The sequence below is a fragment of the Thioclava sp. F36-7 genome, from assembly GCF_002020075.1.
GTDB lineage: Bacteria > Pseudomonadota > Alphaproteobacteria > Rhodobacterales > Rhodobacteraceae > Thioclava > Thioclava sediminum.
The window spans coordinates 98,217-113,838 of sequence record NZ_MPZR01000002.1 but is presented as its reverse complement, the minus strand read 5'-3'; the positions used below and the strand labels follow the sequence as shown (position 1 = coordinate 113,838).

At 64.7% G+C, this 15,622-nt stretch carries 18 protein-coding genes; 6 read left to right on the top strand and 12 right to left on the bottom strand.

Annotated elements, in window-relative coordinates; genetic code table 11:
• Positions 1-187: 187 nt before the first annotated feature.
• From rplT to pyk, 4 genes are all read right to left on the bottom strand, one after another.
• Positions 188-553 carry a 50S ribosomal protein L20 gene (rplT, locus tag BMI89_RS03420; protein WP_078522551.1) on the bottom strand — a complete coding sequence of 122 codons (366 nt, stop codon included), beginning with the start codon at positions 551-553 and terminating at the stop codon, positions 188-190.
• Positions 554-571: 18 nt separating this feature from the next.
• Positions 572-772, bottom strand: a complete 201-nt coding sequence (gene rpmI, locus BMI89_RS03415; RefSeq protein WP_078542184.1) for a 50S ribosomal protein L35 — start codon at positions 770-772, stop codon at positions 572-574.
• A 142-nt stretch (positions 773-914) separates the two neighbouring features.
• Entirely contained in the window at positions 915-1,157 is a 243-nt protein-coding gene (locus BMI89_RS03410) for a hypothetical protein (RefSeq protein ID WP_078548903.1), read from the bottom strand.
• 36 nt (positions 1,158-1,193) lie between these two features.
• Entirely contained in the window at positions 1,194-2,639 is a 1,446-nt protein-coding gene (pyk, locus tag BMI89_RS03405) for a pyruvate kinase (protein WP_078548906.1), read from the bottom strand.
• Positions 2,640-2,775: 136 nt separating this feature from the next.
• Here pyk and BMI89_RS03400 point away from each other — a divergent pair, with 136 nt between their 5' ends.
• The 3 genes from BMI89_RS03400 (at position 2,776) to BMI89_RS03390 (ending at position 5,318) form a co-directional block, all read left to right on the top strand.
• Positions 2,776-3,522 carry an N-formylglutamate amidohydrolase gene (locus tag BMI89_RS03400; RefSeq protein WP_078569846.1) on the top strand — a complete coding sequence of 249 codons (747 nt, stop codon included), beginning with the start codon at positions 2,776-2,778 and terminating at the stop codon, positions 3,520-3,522.
• A gap of 132 nt (positions 3,523-3,654) precedes the next feature.
• Entirely contained in the window at positions 3,655-4,593 is a 939-nt protein-coding gene (locus BMI89_RS03395) for a calcium-binding protein (RefSeq protein ID WP_078569845.1), read from the top strand.
• Positions 4,594-4,808: 215 nt separating this feature from the next.
• On the top strand, positions 4,809-5,318 hold the full coding sequence (locus BMI89_RS03390; RefSeq protein WP_078548915.1) for a hypothetical protein: 510 nt from the start codon (positions 4,809-4,811) through the stop codon (positions 5,316-5,318).
• A 91-nt stretch (positions 5,319-5,409) separates the two neighbouring features.
• Here BMI89_RS03390 and BMI89_RS03385 read toward each other — a convergent pair whose 3' ends face one another.
• From BMI89_RS03385 to dgcN, 3 genes are all read right to left on the bottom strand, one after another.
• Entirely contained in the window at positions 5,410-6,270 is an 861-nt protein-coding gene (locus BMI89_RS03385) for a D-amino-acid transaminase (RefSeq protein ID WP_078569844.1), read from the bottom strand.
• 19 nt (positions 6,271-6,289) lie between these two features.
• Complete coding sequence (gene dgcA, locus BMI89_RS03380; protein ID WP_078569843.1) at positions 6,290-7,252, bottom strand: N-acetyl-D-Glu racemase DgcA; 963 nt, start codon at positions 7,250-7,252, stop codon at positions 6,290-6,292.
• A 69-nt stretch (positions 7,253-7,321) separates the two neighbouring features.
• Positions 7,322-8,323, bottom strand: a complete 1,002-nt coding sequence (gene dgcN / locus BMI89_RS03375; RefSeq protein WP_078570163.1) for an N-acetyltransferase DgcN — start codon at positions 8,321-8,323, stop codon at positions 7,322-7,324.
• 289 nt (positions 8,324-8,612) lie between these two features.
• Between dgcN and BMI89_RS03370 the strand changes: the two genes are divergently transcribed.
• Positions 8,613-9,569, top strand: coding sequence for an L-malyl-CoA/beta-methylmalyl-CoA lyase (locus BMI89_RS03370; protein ID WP_078569842.1), 957 nt, complete (start codon positions 8,613-8,615; stop codon positions 9,567-9,569).
• Positions 9,570-9,759: 190 nt separating this feature from the next.
• On the opposite strand, the gene BMI89_RS03365 is transcribed toward BMI89_RS03370, so the two are convergent.
• Positions 9,760-10,227: a GyrI-like domain-containing protein gene (locus BMI89_RS03365; RefSeq protein ID WP_165756995.1), complete on the bottom strand. Its 468-nt coding sequence runs from the start codon at positions 10,225-10,227 to the stop codon at positions 9,760-9,762.
• Positions 10,228-10,410: 183 nt separating this feature from the next.
• On the opposite strand from BMI89_RS03365, the gene BMI89_RS03360 reads away from it, so the two are divergent.
• Positions 10,411-11,370 (top strand): acetyl-CoA carboxylase carboxyltransferase subunit alpha, encoded by a 960-nt coding sequence (locus BMI89_RS03360; protein ID WP_078569841.1) that lies wholly within the window; start codon positions 10,411-10,413, stop codon positions 11,368-11,370.
• 40 nt (positions 11,371-11,410) lie between these two features.
• Here the strand turns inward: BMI89_RS03360 and BMI89_RS03355 are convergent, their stop codons facing one another.
• A complete protein-coding gene (locus tag BMI89_RS03355) occupies positions 11,411-12,631 on the bottom strand; it encodes an MFS transporter (protein ID WP_078569840.1) in 1,221 nt (406 codons plus the stop codon).
• 83 nt (positions 12,632-12,714) lie between these two features.
• On the opposite strand from BMI89_RS03355, the gene BMI89_RS03350 reads away from it, so the two are divergent.
• Positions 12,715-13,047, top strand: a complete 333-nt coding sequence (locus BMI89_RS03350) for a helix-turn-helix transcriptional regulator (protein WP_078569839.1) — start codon at positions 12,715-12,717, stop codon at positions 13,045-13,047.
• 99 nt (positions 13,048-13,146) lie between these two features.
• Here the strand turns inward: BMI89_RS03350 and BMI89_RS03345 are convergent, their stop codons facing one another.
• Genes BMI89_RS03345 through BMI89_RS03335 form a run of 3 tightly spaced genes read right to left on the bottom strand, consistent with a single transcriptional unit; the run spans position 13,147 to position 15,487 of the window.
• The gene (locus BMI89_RS03345) at positions 13,147-13,923 is read right to left on the bottom strand and encodes a 1-acyl-sn-glycerol-3-phosphate acyltransferase (protein WP_078569838.1); all 777 of its coding nucleotides are present in this window, start codon (positions 13,921-13,923) and stop codon (positions 13,147-13,149) included.
• On the bottom strand, positions 13,923-14,819 hold the full coding sequence (locus tag BMI89_RS03340) for an FtsX-like permease family protein (RefSeq protein WP_078569837.1): 897 nt from the start codon (positions 14,817-14,819) through the stop codon (positions 13,923-13,925). The genes BMI89_RS03345 and BMI89_RS03340 overlap by 1 nt, the downstream gene beginning before the upstream one ends.
• Positions 14,816-15,487 carry an ATP-binding cassette domain-containing protein gene (locus BMI89_RS03335; RefSeq protein WP_078569836.1) on the bottom strand — a complete coding sequence of 224 codons (672 nt, stop codon included), beginning with the start codon at positions 15,485-15,487 and terminating at the stop codon, positions 14,816-14,818. Before BMI89_RS03335 ends, BMI89_RS03340 begins: the two co-directional genes overlap by 4 nt.
• Positions 15,488-15,622: the final 135 nt, after the last annotated feature.

Genomic DNA, 15,622 nt, shown 5'->3' with positions numbered 1-15,622 from the left:
AGAAGCGCCCGGTCAGCTGCCCGACGATGGGCCCGAGCCGGGCGTTTTTTCTTCCTCTTGGTGGAAATATCCCGGGGGGCTCGTGAAACGAGTGGGGACAGAGCCCCCTCCCCGGCAGGCCAGCCACCCGAAACGAAAAAGGCCGCCCCAGATGGAGCGGCCCTTCCCGAATTCTATCGTCAGCCGATTACGCGGCGGCGGCGGCTTTCGCCTGCTCGACGATCGCGCCGAAGGCTTCGGGCTCGTGCACGGCGAGATCGGCGAGAACCTTGCGGTCCACTTCGATGCCAGCCTGGTTGAGGCCGAAGATGAACTTCGAGTAGCTCAGATCGGCATCGACGGCGCGCACGGCGGCGTTGATACGCTGGATCCAGAGCGCGCGGAAATTACGCTTACGGGCTTTACGGTCGCGGGTCGCGTATTGGTTCGCCTTGTCGACCGCCTGGGTCGCAGTGCGGAAGTTGCGCGAGCGCGAGGAATAATACCCTTTCGCCTTCTTGAGCACTTTCTTGTGCGCGGCGTGGGTGACCTTACCGGATTTGACGCGTGCCATTGTTCAAGTCTCCCGAGTTCAGCGGTTGTAGGGCATGTATTTCTTGACGATCTTCGTATCCGCCTCGCAGAGCACCATGGTGCCCGAGGTTTCGCGGATGAATTTCGTCGAGCGTTTGATCATGCCGTGACGCTTGCCGGCCGGACCCACCTTGACCTTGCCGGTCGCGGTGAACTTGAACCGCTTCTTGGCAGCGGATTTCGTCTTCATCTTGGGCATTTACAGCTCCTTTGCAGGGTGTGGAAGCGCGACTCGGCATGCCACTTCGGCCGGCCGCGCGGGTTCAGAGTGGGCCTGTTAGACGCCGCAGGTCAGTTTGGCAAGGGAAAAATCCGGAACGACCATACCCCGGAGGGGGACGCTAGTAATTGACCACGCGAGCCAACACGCGCGCCACCGCGTCTGGCACCGTCTTGAGCGTGTAGCCCCCCGGCCGGGCGTAGAAAGCCAGCAGGATCAGCGCCCCCGCCACCAGGATCCCGACCGTCGCCGCCCGCGGCGGGCGGCTGTCGGAGAAGGCGGAGATCGCAGCCGGGATCGCGATGATCGCGATCGCCAGCCCGATCGTCAGCAGGAGATCGGCATCTACCGAAGAAAGATCCATCGCCTGCGCCCTTGTCACCAACCCTCTCGGGAAAGGTTACTCAGGGTCAGTGCGGTAAATCAATCGCTCATCACAGGGCGCGACGCGCAGGATGTTCGTGGTGCCCTGCACGTTGAACGGCACGCCTGCGGTGACGACGATCTGCTGCGTCTCGTCGGCAAAACCGAAATCGCGCGCCGCGCGGGCGGCGTTGACGACGGCCTGCTTGAACCGCTCCAGCTCGCCGCACGGCACCGCATGCACGCCCCAGGTCAGCGAGACCCGGCGCAGCGTCGCCTCGATCGGCGAAAGCGCGATGATCGGCACCCGCGGACGCTCCCGCGCGATGAGCGCGATCGTCTTGCCCGATTGCGTATAGGCGCAGATCGCCGCGATGTCGGTGGTCTCGGCGATCTCGCGCGCGGCGGCCACGATCCCGTCGGCGACGGTCTGACGGGCCGCATGGCGCGAGGCCTCGATCACTTCACGGTAGGTCGGGTCCTTCTCGACCGAGATCGCGACGTTGTTCATCGTCTCGACCGCTTCGACCGGGTAGTTACCCGCCGCGGATTCCGCGCTCAGCATGACCGCATCGGCGCCCTCGTAGATCGCGGTCGCGACGTCGGAGACCTCTGCGCGGGTCGGCATCGGGCTCTCGATCATCGATTCCAGCATCTGCGTCGCCACGATCACGGGCTTCGCCCAGGTGCGGCATTTGCGGATCAGCTGCTTCTGGATCGGCGGCACGGCCTGAACAGGCAGCTCCACGCCCAGATCGCCGCGGGCGACCATGATCCCGTCCGAAGCCTGAAGAATCTCGTCGAAGCTGCGCACCGCAGAGGGCTTCTCGATCTTCGACAGGATCGCCGCGCGGCCCTTGGCCAGCTCGCGCGCCTCTTCGACGTCCTCGGGACGCTGCACGAAGCTCAGCGCGAGCCAGTCGACACCCATCTCGCAGGCGAATTCCAGATCCTTGCGGTCCTTCTCCGACAGCGCGGCCAGCGGCAGCACCACGTCGGGGACGTTCACGCCCTTGCGGTCCGAGATCGTGCCACCCACGGTGACGGTGCAATTCGCGAAATCGTCGCCGCAGTCGTCGACCACCAGACGGATCTTGCCGTCATTGACCAGCAGTTCCGAGCCCGGCTCGAGCGCCTGGAAGATCTCGGGATGCGGCAGGCACACACGATGCGTGGCGCCGGGCGTCTCGTCGAGATCGAAGCGGAACTTGTCGCCATCCTCCAGCTCCGCCCCATGCGCGGCGAAGGTGCCGACGCGCAGTTTCGGGCCTTGAAGATCCGCGAGTATCGCGATCGGGCGGCCGAATTCGGCTTCGAGTTGGCGGATGATGGCGTGCCGAGCGCGATGCTCTTCGTGGCTGCCATGGCTCATGTTCAGGCGGAACACGTCCGCGCCTGCGACGAACAGAGCTTTGATGCTGTCATAGTCCGAGGAAGAAGGGCCCAGCGTAGCCACGATCTTCACGTTGCGAAGGCGTCTCATGCGTCCTCGTTTTCCGTTCAAATTGATGTCATTTCGTGGGCCAAGTAAGCGTATGGCGCAATTTGTCGCGGGCCGCAACTGGCGTGGCGCAATCTTTCCCGTTATCTGAGCCATATCGAGCAAGCGTGAAGAGACTATGAACGAAAAACAGCCCCTTTCGATCACTGGAGAGGCACGGCCCGGACGCTGGCTGGTCACGTGCGATCATGCGCGCAACACCGTGCCCGATTGGGTGGGTGGTGGCGATCTGGGCATCGAGGCCGAGGATATGGCGCGCCACATCGCCTATGACGTGGGCGCGCTGGGGCTGTCCGAGGCACTGGCGGAGCGGCTCGACTCGCCGATGATCGCGAGCGACTTCTCTCGACTGGTGATCGACCCGAACCGGGGCGAGGACGACCCGACGCTGGTGATGAAGCTTTACGACGGCACGATCATCCCCGCGAACCGCCATGCCGACGCGGCAGAGGTCGAGCGGCGGCTGGACCGGCTCTATCGCCCCTATCATGCGGAATATGCCCGGCTCGCGGCGCGGCGCGACGATACGGTGATCTGCGCGGTTCACTCCTTTACACCGCGCCTGCGCGGGCGACCGCCCCGGCCGTGGGATGTCGGCATCCTGCATGCCCCGGCCGATCCGCGCCTCGCCTATGAGATGATCGCGGCGCTCGAAGCCGAGGGCGATCTCTGCGTCGGCGACAACCAACCCTATCTGGGCCATCTGGAAGGCGACTCGATCGATCGCCACGCGCTGGCGGATGGCCGCCCGAATGTGCTGATCGAGCTGCGCAACGACCTGATCGCGACGCCCGAGCAGCAAGCCGCATGGGCCGACCGTCTGACGCCGATTCTGACGCGGGTTCTGGCGCAGAGCGGGCTGTAATTGGCAACAGTGACCGCGCGGGGCGAGGGATTGCTTCCAAACGACGTTGCTCCCGCCACATTTTGATCACATTCTATTGACGCTTTCGTGAGTGTCGCGGATATTTTCCCTGATTTCAGGGGGATATCACCGATGCTCGCGGCTCTTCTTCTCGCCTTCCTGCCGATGGCGCTCCTTGTCGGGGCCAGCCTCGACGGTGGCGGCGATCATAAAGGTGACCATGACGACGAGGAGGCGGCTCGTCCTGATGAAGAGGGCACCGGCGCGGGCGAGGAGATCGACATCTCCGAGCCCGATCAGCTGACCGAAGGCACGTCGGGCGACGACACCATTCGCGGCACCGATGGGACCGACACCGTTATGGGGCTCGCAGGCGACGACGACATCTATCTCGGCGATGGCAATGACGGCGGCGACCTCTCGCCCGAGGGCCAGCAGGCGATGGATCAGGCGACGAGCCTTGGCGACTTCCTCGACGCCTTCGAAGCGTCCGGCGTCTTCGGCGCGGTTGGCGGCTCGGGCAACGACTATATAGACGCGGGCGCGGGCAACGACTCGATCACCGGCAGCCAGGGCGACGACACGCTGCGCGGCAATCTCGGTGCCGATTACCTCATGGATCCGGAAGGGTCGAACGCCCTCTATGGCGGCTATGGCGATGACGAACTCTATGCCAGCGATCTGGACGGCGCGCCCGACCTGCTCGATGGCGGGGCGAATAACGACTACCTCAATGGCGACGACGGCGACACGATGACCGGCGGCACCGGCTCGGACTGGTTCGGGGTCGATTGGACCGAGGGCGACGCGCCGGTAACCGTGACCGATTTCGGACAGCTCGACCCGACCCCGGCCCCCGGCGCGCTCGGCGAATTTCTGGGCATCGAGGTGGACGACCTCGACAACGTGTCCGACTTCACCGTCTCGCAAAGCGGCAGCGACTCCATCGTGTCGATCAATGGCCAGCAGGTCGCGACGCTCAAGGATGTCGAATATGCCGCGCTCAAGGCGGCGGGCGGCGCGATCTATGCCACCGACGGACTCAACTACGGTCAGCCAGTCTACGCCTGACCCGTTCTCGAATCGTGCCGAGAGGCCGCCGATCGCGCGGCCTCCTTCCGTTTCGGTAAAGCCCCAAAAACGCGACCATATCCGATCGCGATACTAATCCTCGTCATTCTCTCTGATGGTTAACGCCCCCTGAACAATGGGGCGGTTTCGGCCTCACAAAACTTTTGCGCAGCCGACAAAATGTCGCGACGATCAAGGCAAGATCAGGAGAAACCATGCTCGCCTTGTTCATCGCCACCACCATCGCGTTATGCCTTCTCGGCTGGGCCGAGGGGCTGCCGCGCCAGCGCCAGGTTCGCGCCGCCGCCGACACCGGAGCGGAGGCCGCCACGATGACCGCTGCGCCCGCGCAGGTCTCTTCGCCGAAAGAGGCGCTCGGCGCTTCGGCCGAGGACGCGAACGACCTCGATGCCGCCGTGATGATGCGCATCGAAGCGCTGCTGGCGCATCCGAACCAACAGGCCGAGACCCGCGCACACGCTCCGGCACCTGCACCCGCCGCAGGCCCCGAGCCGCTGCCGCGCATAAACGGGTTCGAACCGGGCGACGCCATCGCCCTCGATTTCACCGGCTCTGCGCCGCGCCGCGACGACATCACCTTCCGCACCTGCGCCGAAGGCACGCTCGTCGTGATCGAAGGTCAGGCCGAACTGGTCATCACAGGCATCGCGCCCGAGCAAATCGCGCCAGATGCCTTCCAATTCCGCGCTCATGCGGCGGCCTGAGAGACACCGCCCGCATGACAGGAAAAGACCCCGGTTGGGCTGGCCGGGGTCTTTTCTTTTTTAAGTTCAGGATGTTGCGCCTAGGCGCGGATCAGATCGCGGCCTTGCGGCTCTCGTCGAGATAGATCTCGCGCAGACGCATAGCCACCGGGCCAACCGCGCCCTCGCCCACCGCCTCGCCGTCGATCTCCACCACCGGCATCACGAAGGCCGAGGCCGACGTGAAGAAAGCTTCATCCGCACCCTGAGCCTCTTCGATGGTGAAGGGACGCTCCTCGATCTCCATCTGGCTCTCGGCGGCATATTTCAGCAGCGAGGCGCGGGTGATCCCGTGCAGAATGTCGTGGCTCAGATGCCGCGTGATGATCTTGTTGCCCTTCACGATATAGACGTTGTTCGACGAGCCTTCGGTCACGAAGCCATCTTCCACGAACCACGCATCGTTCTTGCCCGCCTTCTCGGCCGCCATCTTCGCCATCGACGGATAGAGCAGCTGCACCGTCTTGATGTCGCGGCGATGCCAGCGCAGGTCGGGCAGCGAGATCACCTTGATGCCCTGTTTCGCCTTCGGATCGTCGGCGAGGTTCGGCTTCGCCTGGGTATACAGCACCACGGTCGGGGGCGTGCCCTCCGGCGGGTAGTGGAAATCGCGATCGCCCGCATTCCCGCGCGACACCTGAAGGTAGATCATCCCTTCGTCGAGATCGTTACGCTTGACCAGCTCGCGGTGAATCTCGATCCATTCGTCTCGGGTCAGATCGCAGGTCATCTCCAGCTCCGCCAGCGAGCGACCGAGCCGGTTCATGTGACCTTCGAATTCGAGGATCTTGCCGCCCAGAACGGAAGTCACCTCATAGACCGCATCGCCCATCACGAAACCACGGTCGAAGATGGAGACCTTGGCCTCTTCCTCGGGAATATACTCTCCGTTGAGATAGACGATCCGGCTCATATTCTTGCTCCTTGAAAACTCAGCCCCAGAGCTCCGGCTCCGGCGGCTCCACCACGCTGCCCTTGTAACGCAGCGGCACATCGCGGTCTTCGGCCAGAAGCAGCGGGCCGTCAAGATCGACGTAATCGGCCCCCTGCGCGACCAGCATCGCCGGCGCCATCGCGAGCGACGAGCCCACCATGCAGCCGACCATCACGCCGAACCCCTCGGCGCGCGCGAGATCGCGCAGCCGCAAGGCCTCGGTCAGCCCGCCGGTCTTGTCCAGCTTGATGTTGATGACGTCGTATTTGCCACGCAGATCGGTAAGCCCGTCGCGCGTATGGCAGCTCTCATCGGCGCAGATCGGCACCAGCCGCTGGATATCCGACAGCGCCTCGTCCCCCGCCGCAGGCAAGGGTTGCTCGACCAGCGCCACGCCCAGCTTCTTCAGCTCGGCCTGAATGTCGAGGAAAGTCTCGATCTCCCAGCCTTCATTCGCATCGACGATGATCTTCGCCTCCGGCGCCCCTTCGCGTACCGCGCGCAGACGCGGCATGTCTTCGGGCGTGCCGAGCTTGATCTTCAGCAACGGGCGATGCGCATGCTCGGCGGCCGCCGCGCGCATCTTCTCGGGTTCGTCCAGCGACAGCGTATAGGCCGTGGTCTGGCTCACGGGCTTGTCCAACCCGGCAAGCTCCCAGACCGGAACGCCCTTCTTCTTGGCTTCCCAATCCCACAAAGCGCAATCGACCGCGTTGCGCGCAGCCCCGGCGGGCAGCGTCTCTTGCAGCTCGGCGCGGGAAATCCCTTGCGGCAGGCTCTCGATCTGCGCGGTAACGCTGTCGAGGCTTTCGCCGTACCGCGCATAGGGCACGCATTCGCCCCGCCCCGTCACGCCCTCGCGCTCCAGCGTCACGCTCAGCACATGCGCCTCGGTGCGCGAGCCGCGCGCGATGGTAAAGACCTGCGCCAGCTTGAACGTATCATGACTCACCCGGATCATCCGCGCCCCCTTCGACTTGGTGCAAATATCCCCGCCGGAGGCATCCGGCAGGGGTCACAAGCGAGACAATCAGATCGCGGCGAGCGCGTCCACCAGCTTGCCAGCACCGAAGCGGAACGGATCGGTCGTGGGCAGGCCCATTTCTTCTTCGACCTTCGCGAGATAGGCCTTCGCCTCGTCTTCACCCATCTTCTGGGTGTTCACCGAGATGCCGACCACCTGGCAGGCGGGATTGGCGACCTTCGCCAGCGCCAGCGCCATATCGCTCAGCTCCTGCAGCGAGGGCAGTTTGTAGCCGGGCAGCCCGCGCATATGCGTGCGCGTCGGCTCATGGGCGAGGATCAGCGCGTCGGGCTGACCGCCATGGATCAGCGCCATCGTCACACCCGAATAGGAGACGTGGAACAGGCTGCCCTGCCCCTCGATCAGGTCCCAATGGTCGGGATCGTTATCGGGCGTGAGGTATTCGATCGAGCCGGCCATGAAATCCGCGATCACAGCATCGAGCGGCACGCCGTCGCCGGTGATCAGAATGCCGGTCTGGCCAGTCGCGCGGAACGTGGCCTTCATGTCGCGCTCGCGCATCTCGCGCTCCATGCAAAGCGCGGTATACATCTTGCCCGCCGAGCAATCGGTGCCCACGGCAAGGCAGCGCTTGCCGGTGCGCTTCTCGCCATTCGCGATCGGATATTTCACCGAGGGGATGCGCACGTCATGCAGCTGACGCCCGCAGGCCTTCGCCACCGCGACCAGATCGGGCTCGTCGCGCAGCAGGTTGTGCAGGCCCGAGGCAAGGTCGAGACCTTCTTCCAGCGCCTCGATCAGCACTTTCTTCCAGCCCTGCGAGATCAGGCCGCCACGGTTTGCGACGCCGATCACCAGCGTCTTGCAGCCTTGTGCGATGGCTTCTTTGATATCGAGATCGGGGATGCCCATGTCGGCCTGGCATCCCTCCATCCGGTACTGGCCGACGGCATATTCGGGCCGCCAGTCTTTGATCCCCTGCGCGACTTTCGCGGACAAGGGATCGGGGGCATCGCCCAGAAACAGTAGATAAGGGGTGTCGATCAGCGACATGCGTGTCTCCCTGTGGTCTGTGTTTTGTCTTGTTTGTTGATGATATTAGGACGCGGCGCAAAAATTTCTTGGGGATTTCCGTGCAACATTTCCGGCAAAACGGAAGATCCTTCGGCAAAAGCGCCAACTCGCCGCAATTTCGTGCATCACCCGGATTTTCGGATGCCAGCAATGCTGCAGCGCGGCCCTGATTCTGCGCCTGCAAAATCGCCTTGCAAGAGGCCGCGCAACAATATACCCAATCCGCAACCCAAAACGTAACTTCCTTGCGAAAGGCCGCTTCATGAGCTTCCGCGTTCAACCCACGCCCCCTGCCCGTCCGAACCGCTGCCAGCTTTTCGGCCCCGGCTCGAACACCAAGCTCTTCCCGAAGATGGCTGCCTCCGCCGCCGATGTGATCAACCTCGACCTCGAAGATTCGGTCGCGCCCAATGACAAGGCGCAGGCGCGGCGCAACATCATTCAGGCCAGCCACGAGATCGACTGGGGCAACAAATACCTCTCGGTCCGCATCAACGGCCTCGACACGCCCTATTGGTACCGCGACGTGGTCGAACTGCTCGAAGAAGGCTCCGAGCGCATCGACCAGATCATGATCCCGAAAGTCGGCTGCGCGGCGGATGTCTATGCGGTCGACGCGCTGGTCACGGCGATCGAAACCGCGAAGGGCCGCACGAAGAAAATCTCGCTCGAAGTCATCATCGAAAGCGCCGCCGGTCTCGCGCATGTTGAGGAAATCGCTGCATCTTCTCCGCGCCTGCAGGCGATGAGCCTCGGTGCCGCCGACTTCGCCGCCTCGATGGGCATGCAGACCACCGGCATCGGCGGGACGCAGGAAAACTACTACATGCTGCGCAACGGCGAGAAGCATTGGTCCGACCCGTGGCACTGGGCGCAGGCCGCGATCGTCGCCGCCTGCCGCACTCACGGCATTTTGCCGGTCGATGGCCCGTTCGGCGATTTCTCCGACGATGACGGCTTCCGCGCGCAGGCGCTGCGCTCGGCGACGCTTGGCATGGTGGGCAAATGGGCCATTCACCCCAAGCAGATTTCCCTTGCAAATGAAGTCTTTACGCCGTCTGATGAGGCTGTGACCGAGGCCCGTGAAATCCTTGCGGCGATGGAAGAGGCCAAGGCACGCGGCGAGGGTGCGACCGTCTACAAAGGCCGTCTCGTCGACATTGCATCAATCAAACAAGCCGAAGTGATTGTAAGACAAGCCGAAATGATTAAAGATTAAGCCGCGCGCGAACGAATCGCGATATAGTTATCGAATCCCGGAGCGGTTGGGAGGGGAGGCCCGGCCGCATGAGGGAAAAGGAGCGCCCTGGCTTACGGCCGGGGCGTTTCCGTTTTTCTAGCGCCGGGGAATCCCACGCAAACGCCATCTAGCCGCGCTGTGCGACGGCCCGATGACAGCTCCGCAGGCCTTAGCCCTTCAGCGGCAAGCGGATCTCCGTCAGCAAATCTTCCGGCTTCGTGTTCATCGGATCGTTGAGATAGACCTCGTAGGCCACGAGATCGCGATGCTCCATGCCCGACGCCGGGAACCAGTCCTCGTCCAGCCAGCGATACGCTTCGGGCAGTTGCTCATAGGGCCCCTTCACCGTCACCACCGCGTATTTCCCGGCCGGATAGCGAATCTCCGCAAGCGGCGGGAAGATCACGAACCCCTCGCCCACCGCAAAACAGGCATGAGAGCGCAGCTCCTCCGCCGGCACTTTGCGCGGATTGTCATGCCCGATCATCGCCGCGTGCTCGACTTCCGCCCAGGACGGCTCGGGGATCAGCGAAACAAGTTTCTGAAAGACCGGGCCGACCGACGGGTAAGGCCCTTTATGTGCCAGCCCGGCAAGCCGCACCGCTGGCATCTCTTTGATCTCGACTTCATACGCCAAATTAACCCTCATCCGGTTAAAGCGCGCGTTTCCTCAAGTAGTCTATCACCTCCCATCCGCCGCGCCTATGAGGCAAGCCGCCGCCGCTCCCGCGATCACGACGCGCCCGCCATGCGCCACCCAGTTGCAATTCCCGAGCGTTGAAGACATTAAGGGCGCGAGTTTCCGGATGCGGAGTGATCCATGACCTATCTCGAATTCGAAAAGCCGCTGGCAGAGATCGAAGGCAAAGCCGAAGAGCTGCGCGCGCTGGCCCGGCAAAACGAAGAGATGGATGTCGACAAGGAAGCGTCAGCCCTCGACAAGAAGGCCGAGGCGATGCTGCGCGACCTCTACAAAGACCTGTCGCCCTGGCGCAAATGTCAGGTCGCGCGTCATCCCGACCGTCCGCATTGCAAGGACTATATCGACCAGCTCTTCACCGAGTACACGCCGCTCGCGGGCGATCGCAACTTCGCCGACGATCACGCGGTGATGGGCGGCCTCGCACGTCTCGGCGACAAGCCGGTGATGGTGATCGGCCATGAGAAGGGCAACGACACCGCAAGCCGCATCGAGCGCAACTTCGGCATGGCCCGCCCCGAGGGCTATCGCAAGGCGATCCGTCTGATGGACATGGCCGCCCGCTTCGGCCTGCCGGTCGTCGCTCTGATCGACACCCCCGGCGCCTATCCCGGCAAGGGCGCGGAAGAGCGCGGCCAGTCCGAGGCCATCGCCCGCTCGACCGAGAAATGCCTGCAGATCGGCGTGCCGCTGATCTCGGTCATCATCGGCGAAGGCGGATCGGGCGGTGCCGTGGCCTTCGCCACCGGCGACCGCGTCGCGATGCTGGAACATTCCGTCTATTCGGTGATCTCGCCCGAAGGCTGCGCCTCGATCCTGTGGAAGGATTCCGAGAAGATGCGCGAAGCCGCCGAGGCGCTGCGCCTGACCGCGCAGGACCTCAAGAAGCTCGGCGTGATCGATCGCATCATCTCCGAACCGATGGGCGGCGCACAGCGCGACGCCACGGCGACCATCGCCTCTGTCGGCTCGGAAATCTCGCTGATGCTGGCAGAGCTGGAGGGCAAGAAGCCCGCCGATCTGATCAAGGCACGGCGCAAGAAGTTCCTCGACATGGGCACGAAGGGGCTTTCGGCCTAAACCGAAGCCCCCTCCCGAAACGCGATAACCGGTCCCGGCCTCACGCCGGCTCCGCCTGCCTGCGCATCAACCCCGCCCCCAGTGCAAGCGCGATGATGACCGCGCCGTAGATCTCGGTGGTCAGCCGCAGCCCCAGCTCCGGCACCGCCAGACCTGCCAGCACCGCAGGGACCCCGAAGGCCGAGTAAGCCAGCGTGAACAGCGCCGCGAACAGCCCGCCACGCTCATCCGGTGCGGCCAGCGGCGCGAGCGAACGCAACACCCCCGCAAAGCAGGTGCCGAAACCGATCCCCGCAATGAAGACGCTCGCGAGATAGAGCGCGAAACTCCCCGTCGTGAGCGCCGCGAGCGACAACACCGTGCCCAGCACCAGCCCGTCCGTCCCCAGAAGCGCGATACGGCGCGGGGCCAGATTCCGCGTCGCATAGCACGAGGCCGCTCCGGTCCCCGATAGCAGCGCCACGATCGCGCCCTGCGCCAGCGCGGTGTGAACCTCGAAGACCTGCGCCACGATCGGCGCCCCCAGCGACAGGAACAGCGAGCCAGTTCCCCACCCCGCCAGTACCGCAGGCGCACCGCGCCGGAAGGCCGTACGGATATGGGGCGGCACAGAGACCTGCGGGCGCAGCGAGGCCAGCATCCCCTCATGGCGCGGCGCGGTCTCCGGCGGCAGCCATACCAGCACCGCCAACAGGCCATAGATCAGCGCGAGCCCGAGGAAGGTCACCAGACGCGGCGCAGGCGCGTAAGCCAGCAACGCCCCGCCCGCGAGCGCACCGACCGCCAGCCCCGCCAAGGGCGCCACCGCGTTCCAGACCGCCGCGAGACCGGGCCGCGCAGACGGCTCATGATCAGTCGAACTCGCACTCAGCGTCGAAATCAGCAGACCGCTCGCCATCCCCTGCAACACCCGCGCCAGCAGCAGCGCCATCGCCGTATCCGCCCAGAGGAATTCGAGCATTCCAAGTGCAAGCAGCACGAAGCCCACCGACAGGATGGGCCGCCGCCCGAGATGATCGGAGAGCCGACCGAAGACCAGCAGGGTCACCAGAAGCGCCCCAGCATAGATCGCGAAGATCCCCGTCATCATCGCCGAGGAAAAGCCGATCTGCGCCTGCAGGACCGGGTAGAAGGGCGACGGTGCGCTCGCACCGGCCAACATCAGAACGAGCCCCGTGATTGCCAGCGCGAAGCCTGCGCGGCTCCGCGTCGGCAGACTTGGAGAGGCGCCGTTCGGGCCAGAATCCGTCTCGTCGGTCATCGCTGTCTCCTGATGCTATTGGTTCGAAAATTGTCGAACCTCCACATACTCGACAGGACGCATGGTTCAAGTATTATCGAACCATGAGCACGCCCCCCGAACTCCCGCATCCCCCCGCTGACTCGCTGTCACTGTCGCAGGTGCTCTTCGCGCTCAGCGACCCGGCGCGGCGCGAAATCGCCCGCAATCTGCGCGACGGCCCGCTCGAAGCGGCGGCCTGCAGCGCCGTGGCAGCGGATGTCCCGAAGTCGACGAAATCTCACATTCTCAAGGTCTTGCGGGAATCCGGCGTGATCCGGAACGAACCGAACCCGAACGGGCGCGGCCGCCTGCTCACCCTGCGCCGGGACGACCTTGAGGCGCGCTTCCCCGGCCTGATCGACCCAATCCTCGACGCCGATCTGCGCGAGAGTTGATCACGCCAACGTGTTCGGCGCATGCCACTTGCAGCGCCGCGGAACCTCTTCCACTTGGCAGAAATATCCCCGCCGGAGGCTCCCTCCGCTGCCACCCGCTCAGGGCTTCGGCAGCGCGAACCCGGCCTCCAGCATCAGCGCATCCGAGCGCGGCTCGACCACCGCCTCGACCGCCGCCAGCGTCTGCGGCGCAGAGCCCGCAGCTTCGATCGCCGGCAGGAACTCGGTCACCGCCACGCCCGACCGGATTGGCCAGCCGCGCTTGCTCCAGAACAGGCCCGCATTGGTCGCGGCGGGAACCACCGACAGCTTCGTGGCCTCGGCCACGACACCCACGCCCTGCTTGTAGCGGCGCCTCTCGCCCGGCGGCACGCGCGTGCCCTCGGGATAGATGATCAGCTGCCCCAACCCATGCGTCGCGCGCGCCTCTTCGACCGCGCCCAGCATCACCTTCATCGCCTCCGACCCCTTGGAGCGGTCGATCGGAATGCAGCCCGCCTTATGCGCAAACCACCCCATCACCGGCACGTTCAGCAGCGCCTTCTTCATCACGAAAGCCCGGCGCGGCAGGTGATTGGCGAGGATCAGAATGTCGAAAAAGCTCTGATGCTTGGCCGCGACGATGCAGTCGCCCTCGGGCGGCGTGCCGCGCAGCTCATAGCGCAGCCCCAGATAGACCCGCGCCATATCCAGCAGATGCTGCGTCCAGATACCGGCGGTGCGATGCACACCGGCCCGCCCCTTGGGCAGCACCTGAAACACAAGGCCCCAGGCCCCGATCAGCACCGTCGCGATCGAGATGTGAACGTAGTAAAGCCCGGTCATCACATGGGTCAGCGGCGTGACCTTTCCGGGGCGGCGCGAAGGGTCGGACATCAGCGAAGTCTCCTGAGCATACGCAGCGCGGCGAAGCGGGTGGCGGCAAAGGCCACGATCGCGGCGATCGGCGGAATGATCAATGGCCAGAGCCATGCGGCCCCGGAAAAGCCCAAACCGGTGAGGAAGCCGCCCGCAGCCTCGGTCGAAGGCAGCAGCGCCACCGCAAGCATCCCAAGCACCGTGCCCACCACCGCACCGATCAGGCCGCGCGTTGTGAAGCGGCGAACGAAGGCCCGCGCGATGAAGGCGTCTTTCGCGCCCACCAGCCGCAGCGTCGCGATTACCTGACCGTTGGCGGCCAGCGCGGCTTGTGCGGCCAGCGTGATCATCCCCGCCATCGCGCCGAAGATCAGCAGCAGCGACAGCAAGCCCAGCGTGCGGATACGCTCCGCCGCCGCGACCAGCGGACGCCGCCAGCGGGTATGGTCGTCGAAGATCGCGCCAGGCGCTTCGGCCTGCAGCCGCAGCCGCAGCCCCTCGGCATCGACGCCCGCGCCGGTCTCGGTCACTGCAATCAGCTTCGGCAGCGGCAGCGCATCCACCGGCAGATCGGGACCGAACCACGGCTTCAGCAGCCCCTTCATCTCGTCATCGCCCATCACCCGCGACGAGGCGACGCCCGGCGTCGTCTTCAGCACCTCCTGCACGGCGGCGACCTGCGCATCCATCTGCTCGGGCGGGGCAGAGATGCGGATCGTGGCCGAGCGCGCGAGGCTGTCGGCCCAGCGATCCGCAAGCCGCCCCGTCGCCAGCGACAGCGCCAGCGCAAAGACCGCAAGGAAGGCCATCGCGGCCGCGGTGAACAGCGTCAGCCGCGCGGTGAACCCGGTCGGCGGCACGACCCGATCCGGCCCGGTCGTCTCGGAGGCGAATGTCAGCAAGGTCAGCTTCACAGATCGGCCCCCGCCGTATGCAGATGGCGCTTCGCGATGCGCAGAACCCGCGCCGAGACCTGCGGCTTCGCCTGCCGGATCAGGTTCAGATCGTGGGTCGCGATCACCACCGTCTTGCCCATCTTGTTCAGCTCGACCAGCAGCGACAGCAACCGCAGCGACATCTCCCAATCGAGGTTGCCCGTCGGCTCGTCGGCGAGGATCACATCGGGCGACATGATGACCGCGCGGGCCAGAGCGACGCGTTGCCGCTCACCGCCCGACAGTTGCGGCGGCAGCGCGTTCGCCTGCCGCTTCAGCCCGACCCAGGCCAGTAATTCGCGCAGCTGGGTCATGTCGGGCGTGCGGCGATTGACCGTCATCGGCAGCGCCACGTTCTCTTCCACCGAGAGGTGGTCGAGGAACTGGCAGTCCTGATGCACGACGCCGATACGCTGGCGCAGCCCGGCGATTTCGTCCCGGTCCATCCCGCGCACATCCTTGCCGAACAAGGACAAATGCCCCGCCGTCGGCAGCAATTCCGCGTAGCATAATTTGAGAAATGTGGTCTTCCCGGCCCCCGACGGCCCGGTCAGAAAATGGAATGACCCTGGGGCAAGCGTCAGGGACATATCGCTTAACAGCTCCGCCCCGCTATAGCTCATCGCCACATTTTGCAGCTCGATCACTGCCAGCCCCTTTATTTGGTGCGCGTTTCGCGAATTAAGTGGCCCAAATCATTTGGACATTCCGCCCGCGCTTGCTACAACATAAGAAAGTGGTTGGCCAGAACGGCAAAACGCCAACACGGGCAGGGATGGGAC